Origin of the sequence: uncultured Arenimonas sp. (assembly GCF_963976025.1) — a bacterium.
Lineage (GTDB): Bacteria > Pseudomonadota > Gammaproteobacteria > Xanthomonadales > Xanthomonadaceae > Arenimonas.
On the sequence record NZ_CAXBJS010000165.1, the window covers coordinates 1 to 5,858 of the forward strand.

12 protein-coding genes and 2 pseudogenes are annotated in these 5,858 nt (G+C 68.0%); all 14 read right to left on the bottom strand.

Annotated features, from left to right (window positions below; translation table 11 throughout):
- Positions 1–470, bottom strand: a pseudogene (locus AACZ35_RS11605) (hypothetical protein); the annotation flags it as partial.
- 3 nt (positions 471–473) lie between these two features.
- The gene (locus AACZ35_RS11610) at positions 474–974 is read right to left on the bottom strand and encodes a hypothetical protein (protein ID WP_339829420.1); all 501 of its coding nucleotides are present in this window, start codon (positions 972–974) and stop codon (positions 474–476) included.
- Between the two features lie 83 nt (positions 975–1,057).
- Positions 1,058–1,303 (bottom strand): hypothetical protein, encoded by a 246-nt coding sequence (locus AACZ35_RS11615; RefSeq protein ID WP_339829424.1) that lies wholly within the window; start codon positions 1,301–1,303, stop codon positions 1,058–1,060.
- Entirely contained in the window at positions 1,290–1,631 is a 342-nt protein-coding gene (locus tag AACZ35_RS11620) for a DNA translocase FtsK (protein WP_339829451.1), read from the bottom strand. Before AACZ35_RS11620 ends, AACZ35_RS11615 begins: the two co-directional genes overlap by 14 nt.
- Positions 1,626–2,534, bottom strand: a pseudogene (locus AACZ35_RS11625) (recombination-associated protein RdgC); the annotation flags it as partial. The gene AACZ35_RS11620 and the pseudogene AACZ35_RS11625, both read right to left, overlap by 6 nt.
- A complete protein-coding gene (locus AACZ35_RS11630; protein ID WP_339829427.1) occupies positions 2,516–2,731 on the bottom strand; it encodes a hypothetical protein in 216 nt (71 codons plus the stop codon). The gene AACZ35_RS11630 and the pseudogene AACZ35_RS11625, both read right to left, overlap by 19 nt.
- Positions 2,728–3,147, bottom strand: coding sequence for a hypothetical protein (locus AACZ35_RS11635; RefSeq protein ID WP_339829429.1), 420 nt, complete (start codon positions 3,145–3,147; stop codon positions 2,728–2,730). The genes AACZ35_RS11630 and AACZ35_RS11635 overlap by 4 nt, the downstream gene beginning before the upstream one ends.
- On the bottom strand, positions 3,144–3,464 hold the full coding sequence (locus AACZ35_RS11640; protein ID WP_339829432.1) for a hypothetical protein: 321 nt from the start codon (positions 3,462–3,464) through the stop codon (positions 3,144–3,146). Before AACZ35_RS11640 ends, AACZ35_RS11635 begins: the two co-directional genes overlap by 4 nt.
- Positions 3,461–3,763: a hypothetical protein gene (locus AACZ35_RS11645; protein WP_339829434.1), complete on the bottom strand. Its 303-nt coding sequence runs from the start codon at positions 3,761–3,763 to the stop codon at positions 3,461–3,463. The genes AACZ35_RS11640 and AACZ35_RS11645 overlap by 4 nt, the downstream gene beginning before the upstream one ends.
- On the bottom strand, positions 3,760–3,963 hold the full coding sequence (locus AACZ35_RS11650; protein WP_339829437.1) for a hypothetical protein: 204 nt from the start codon (positions 3,961–3,963) through the stop codon (positions 3,760–3,762). The genes AACZ35_RS11645 and AACZ35_RS11650 overlap by 4 nt, the downstream gene beginning before the upstream one ends.
- Before the next feature lie 2 nt (positions 3,964–3,965).
- Positions 3,966–4,331: a hypothetical protein gene (locus AACZ35_RS11655; protein ID WP_339829440.1), complete on the bottom strand. Its 366-nt coding sequence runs from the start codon at positions 4,329–4,331 to the stop codon at positions 3,966–3,968.
- 2 nt (positions 4,332–4,333) lie between these two features.
- A complete protein-coding gene (locus AACZ35_RS11660) occupies positions 4,334–4,936 on the bottom strand; it encodes a hypothetical protein (RefSeq protein ID WP_339829443.1) in 603 nt (200 codons plus the stop codon).
- 145 nt (positions 4,937–5,081) lie between these two features.
- On the bottom strand, positions 5,082–5,426 hold the full coding sequence (locus tag AACZ35_RS11665; RefSeq protein ID WP_339829446.1) for a hypothetical protein: 345 nt from the start codon (positions 5,424–5,426) through the stop codon (positions 5,082–5,084).
- 41 nt (positions 5,427–5,467) lie between these two features.
- Positions 5,468–5,858 (bottom strand): helix-turn-helix transcriptional regulator (locus AACZ35_RS11670; protein WP_339829449.1); only part of this gene is annotated, 391 nt, incomplete at its 5' end.

The following is a 5,858-nucleotide window of genomic DNA, read 5'->3' on the forward strand; positions in this document are numbered from 1 at the left end:
GAGCGGCACACGCGCGCGTTCGAGCATCGCGATTCGATCGGCGGCGGCGGGATCTGCGGCATGTCGCTCAGGCGGAGCCGGTGCCACGTGGTCGCGCGCCGGAACGCCCAGGAGCCGCGACCGCGCCAGGTGCGGGCGTAGTGCTCGCGCGTGTCGCGGTCCCAGTGCAGCTCGGCGTCGAGCAGCGGCGTGCGCAGGTGCTTGAGCGGCTGCTCCTCCCAGTACCCGCCCCAGAGGATCAGGCTGAAGAAGTTCCAGGGGTGGTCGTGGAAGTGCTGGGTGTCGCTCGAGCGGATGTGGTGGATCCGCACGCCGAACCAGGGGTAGCCGTCCGGGTCGCCGCCGATGCGCAGCAGCCAGTAGCGGTCCATGTACGGCGTGCCGTCTTCGTTGACCAGGTGCGCGTAGGGCCGACGCTTCGCGCGCTGGATCAGCCGGAGGCAGAGGCGGTCGAGGAAGCGCTGCAGCATGGCTCAGGCCTCGCTGGGGCTGAGGGGAGGGGTGATCGCGGCCAGGGCCGTCGCGTTGTCTTTCCCGAGCAGCTGGTCCAGCGCCCGCTCTTCAGCGAGCGCGCTGTCGGCGTCCGCGTGGCCCTCTTCATAAATCAGCAGGTCGTCATGGTCCGCCTGCAGAACGATCTCCACGGCGCCGCCGGGCACCACCCGCATCGGTTCGATGTTGTCGGCGTGGTGGTCGCTGGTGCGCGGCAGTACGATCAGGCAGCGGTCGACCGTGGGGTTGAGGTGCTCGATGGTCACCAGGATCGGCCAGCGCCTTGCTGTCTCCGCGTGCGCCACCTGCAGGCCGATGCCGCCGTAGATGGCGAAGCGCAGCTCGCTGCGGTCCACACGGCGCGAGCTGACACGGGTCGTGGGCGCATCCACCGGCTGGTCGACCCGGATGATGTTGGCCAGGTAGCCACCGGGATGGCCGGCAGCCGCGAGCGGGAAACGCACCTGAACTTCGATCGTCATTGCCGAGCTCCGAAAAAAGGGGCTGCGCGGGGCGGGGGATTCGGGGAGGGAGGACCCTCGCCCCGCGCAGCCAGGGGAAGAGGTCAGGTGGGGTTGGCCGCGTAGGCGCGGATCTCTTTGCTGATCTGCTCGAGGGCCTTCTCGGCGGTGGCGTCAGGCAGATCTGCCGCTTCACGCACGATCGCGTCGAACATCGACGCCATGCCGGCGTAGAAGGCCTGGCGGGTACAGGTCTCCTGGACACGCGACGCGTTTGCCGGAACCACGAGAAGGCGGTATTCCCGCCAGCGCTGCTCAAGCGGGCGCACCAGCGGCTCAGCGGACGACATGGCGTTCTCCGCGCGCGCTGGGAGCGGACACGATCCCCAGCAGCTCCATGGCTTCGATCCGGCGGGCGGCGCCGTTGTAGCCCAGCTTCAGCCGCCGCTGCAGGCCCGAAATGCTGCAGGTCGCGGTCTTGAGCACCACGTCGATGGCCGCCTGCAGGTCCTCGCCGGTGCAGAGCGCGATGTCGAGGACTTCGTTGGGGAGCGGGATCTTCCGGCCGCCCGGACCGGTTACCTGCAGCGGCTTCTCGCGAACTTCCCGCGCGCCGGGCTCCGGCAGCGGCGCGGCCGAATCATCGGGCGCGCTGAAGGTGAAGGCCTTAGCCAGCACCAGGAACAGGCGGCGCAGCTCGCCGGACATCAGTGCGAAGCGGGCGTCGAGTTCGGCGGCAATGCTGTCCTGTTCGGTGCCCTCGAGCGCGTCGACCGCGCCGTCCAGGAACTTCACCTTGCGGACGGTGAGGTCTTCAGCCATGGCGAAGGACACGTGCTCGTCCATGATCATGCCCAGCCGGGTGCACTGCTTGCCGGCCTCGAGGTGGGCTTTGACCTCGTCGCTGTAGAGCTCGTCGCCGGCGCCCCGCCACGTGGCACCGCCGTCGACCGGATCCTTCAGCTCGCAGTCGCTGCCGAGGGCCAGGCTCTGCGGCATCTGCTCGCCCGAAAGCCAGCTGGTGAGCACCGCGCGCGCCGACACCTCGGCATTGAGCGGCAACGCGGGGAAGGAACCCAGGGCGTGGCGCAGCTCGGATGCGAAGTTCTCGGCCGCCTTGCGGCTGGACGTGTCCACCACCAGCAGGCCCAGCTCGAGGTCCAGGTAGCCGTTGAGGCGCGTCGGGCGGACGAAGGCCTTGGGCAGGAGCTCCATGACCAGGTCTTCCTTGAGCCGCTTGCGTGCGCGGCCGCCCAGCTTCCGGCCTTCCGCTTCTTCGATGGCCTGGATCTTCTCCTCGAGCGCGCGCCGGATCACGACGTCGGGCAGCACGCGCTCTTCGCCACCCAGGCACAGCCAGACTGCGTTGCCCACCTGGTGGAACAAGGCCTCGCTGTCCCGGCCCAGCGGCGGCACCCAGCCGCGGGTCATGAACTCGGTGGCGCCGACAGGCCGGAGCGCGCAGGCGGCCAGCAGGCCCTGCAGCTGCTCGTCGGCGTCTGCCTGTCCGGAGGCCAGCTCGCCCAGGTGCTGGGCAAGGGCAGTCGGGAAGCGGAAGAACGTCAGGTTGCGGAAGAACATGCCGCTGGCTCCTGCGAAGGCTGGGAGGCGGGTGCCTCGGGAAAGTGGACGCGGGCGTCGGTGCTGCCGCACTGGGCGCAGGTGGCGTGCGCCATGGCCTCGGCGGCCTTTTCCATGGCCATGGGCATGTAGAGCACCACCCAAACGTAGGCGCAGTCGGCGCAGATGGCGTGCAGGGGCTCGCGCTTTTCGCTCACGACTGCAGGTCCATACGGGAAAGCGCGCGGCGCACCCTCGGAAGGAGTTTCAGGACCTGGGGCTGATCGTCGTGATGCTCCAGCAGCCGTGCGAGGTGGTAAGCCAGCTCTGGATTGATGGCCCGGCGAAACCGGGTGCCGCGGAAGTGCTCGAGCTCCGACTCCACGCCGTATTCGGTCAGCGTGTAGTCGAGCAGCCGCCCGCAGTCCTCGCAGTGGCAACAACCGTCGTTGTCCTGCGGCCACCCGCCGTCCACGAAATTGGCTTCGCCGGCGGAGACCCGCGCGGATGCGCAATCGAAGCAATAGGACGGGCCCTGGTCGGCCGGGGAGCCGAGCCAGTGGGGGTACGGCGCCTCAACCTCGCCGGCGATCCGGTTCAGCTGCGTCAGCACCTCTTGCGCACGCGCCGTCATGTAGCTACCCCAAACTTGGCGAGGGCGGCTGCACGGCGATTCTTAGCGCTCACCATGCGATTCCAGCTCTCAGTGCTGGCGCCGGTGTTCCTGGTGTTTTTGAGCGCCTCCATGGCTTCGTCGTATTCCCGGTCCGCCTCCACCAGCTCCGCGACGGCGGCGCGGGCGGTGGCGGCACCGCGCAACCATTCGTTGAGCTTCACGGCTTCCGCGATTTCATCCTCGCTGTACGCATCGCGCGCAGCGGTGTTGTACGCAGCCAACGCTGCGTCAACGTGGCGTTGCATCACTGCCAGCACATCCACCGTCGCATTCACTTCGCACCAACCCGCGCCGTCTCGGCGTCGTAGTAGTCGGAGGCGGTGCTCCCGCCGCAGAGCCGCTCGACGGCCCCAACCTGCCCGTCGGCGGTCAGACCCACGGGCACCCCGGCGTCCTCCAGGTCTCGCTGCATGGCGAGCGCGTTGTCCTGCCAGAAGCCCGCAGCGGACTCTGCTCGCTGCAGTTCGGCCCAAAGGCGCTCGTTTTCCTCGGCCAAGCGGGCGGCTTCGGCACGCAGCTGATCGAGCGCCAGCCGGTCGAGCCTTGCCGCAATACGGCGGGCCTGTGCGGTCATGCCCGCACCTCTGGCAGCGAAGCCGCGCGCAGGTCGGCGTATTCGCGCACCAGGCGCAGCCGGACGCTGGCCAAGGACGGGTCGCCGTGGTCCTGGGCGGCGCAGTAGTCGAGCCAGTTGGCCACGATCTCTCGCTCGCACAGGTCGACGGAGGGGCGGAAGCCGCGCTCGTGCAGGCGCGTCAGCAGTTGCAGGGCCATGGTCAGGACACCTTCTCGGCAGCCAGCCGCTTGCCGGCGACGTGGCACCAGACCCGGAACCCCGAATTCACCAGGAGGGCGGTGGGATCCACGCCGACCCAGGCGGCGTAGGCGCTCGCGTCGGCCACCAGAGCGGCCTCGTAGCGCGCGACGCTGAGGTGGCGTTCCTGTTCGGCCTGGCTGAGCTCGCCCCAGCACACGGTGCCGGTGCCCTCGCACTCTTCGCAGTCGCGGTCGTTGCCGCATTCGCAACAGGCAGTGATCCCGTCGCCACGGCAGTCGGGGCAGTCGACGACCGTGTCGTCGTCGCTGGTCTGCCGCATGTGCTCCTGCCACTGCAGGAACGAGATGGGGTTGAACCGACGCATGGTCAGTCCTCCCCCGGGAAAGTCGCCGCTACTCGGACGGCTGCGGCATGCCAATCGTCGACCCCGCCGGTCCCGAGCTGCTGGCCGGCGTAAGCGGGGGTACCGGACAGAGGGACAGGGTCGAGCAGGAACACGTAGCGCCCGACCTCGCAGGACTCGCGGTCTGCGTCGGGGGTGGCTTCGTCCCTGCGGGTGAAGTCGGTCGCCCAGCTGCAGAGCACCGGCGCGATGGTGTAGTCGCCGGTGGTAACCGCGCGCACGACCTCGCGCGCCTGGTACCACTGGGCGGTGTTTTCGGTGGGGGAGCGTTTGAACGGGCCGTCCGCCGCGAATGCCGCCATCTGGCGGGCCGCCGCACAGGCGTCGACTTGGTCGCGCGCTGCGGCGTTGGAGATCGTCTGCACGATCATGGCCTGCTCGAGCCAGTCGCCGTCCGCCGCCGCGGTTAGGACCGCCAGCGCCAGGCATTCGGTGGGCACGGCGGTCGTTACCGCCTGCACCTGCTCCACTTCACGCCGCTCTTCGGCCTCCTGGCCCACGATTCCCAGCCCGATAGCCAGAACCGCCGCCAGACCCCAAGCAAGCCCTCGATCCCCATTGCGCATAGCCGCCTCCCGTAGGACGGCTATCTGTATAGCGATAGATTCTCAGGGAGTCAAGCGGTATAGCGATAGCCGGGGCGAAAAAGTCGCGCAGAGGTACCGGTAAGCCGGTAATCGGGCGCGGAACGGAGTCTGAGACCGAAAGGGGTCAGTGGCCGGTGTCGGCTGTCACCTGCAAGGAAATGGCGGGCCGGATTGAACCGGGTTCGGCCACCTCGCGAATCTGCGTCACCGCCGTTTGGAAAAGCTCCAAGTGCTCGGAACTCTCGATGGCCTCGGCAGCTTTGCAGTAGACCGCGAGCTTCAAAAGCGCCGCCTCAAACTCGGTGATGGTGGGTATCTCCGTCAGGAAAGACCGTCGTATCGCCTCGTTGGCCATGTCCTTCAGAGGGCCCGGGACGGCGAACGGATCCAAGATCGTGTGGTTTAGGAGCAGCCGATCGGAGCCCAGCTGCATCGTCTTGATGCCGGCCATTCCGCCGACAGCGTTCATCAGATTTCCGAATAACCCCATGGCGTTCCCCTGTTTGTGAGCTAGCTGGCCTTCTTGGAGATGCCCGCCGTCGCGTAGCGGGCTTCGCTCTCAGCGATACGGCTGATGGTTTCCCGCCCCTCGGAGGTGGCGTCGCGGTAGTTCGCGATCAGCTGTCCCAGGTGGTCGGAGAGGAGCAGGTCGAGCGAGAGCTCTGGAATGAGCAGCTGCCAGCTCGGAACCTGAAAGAACGAGGCCAGTTGCTCGATCGTCGTGGCTCTGGGATTGACCTCGAGCGGTGCCTTGTCGTCTAGGAGGTTCGAAAGGGTGCTCTGGCCAACCCCGGCCTTCTTGCCAAGCTGAGCCTGGGAAAGCCCGTGGTGTGCCATCAGCCGGCGCAGATTGCCGGCAAGGGCCTGGGCGGTGGGGCGGGGGGACGTCATTGAGAAAGCC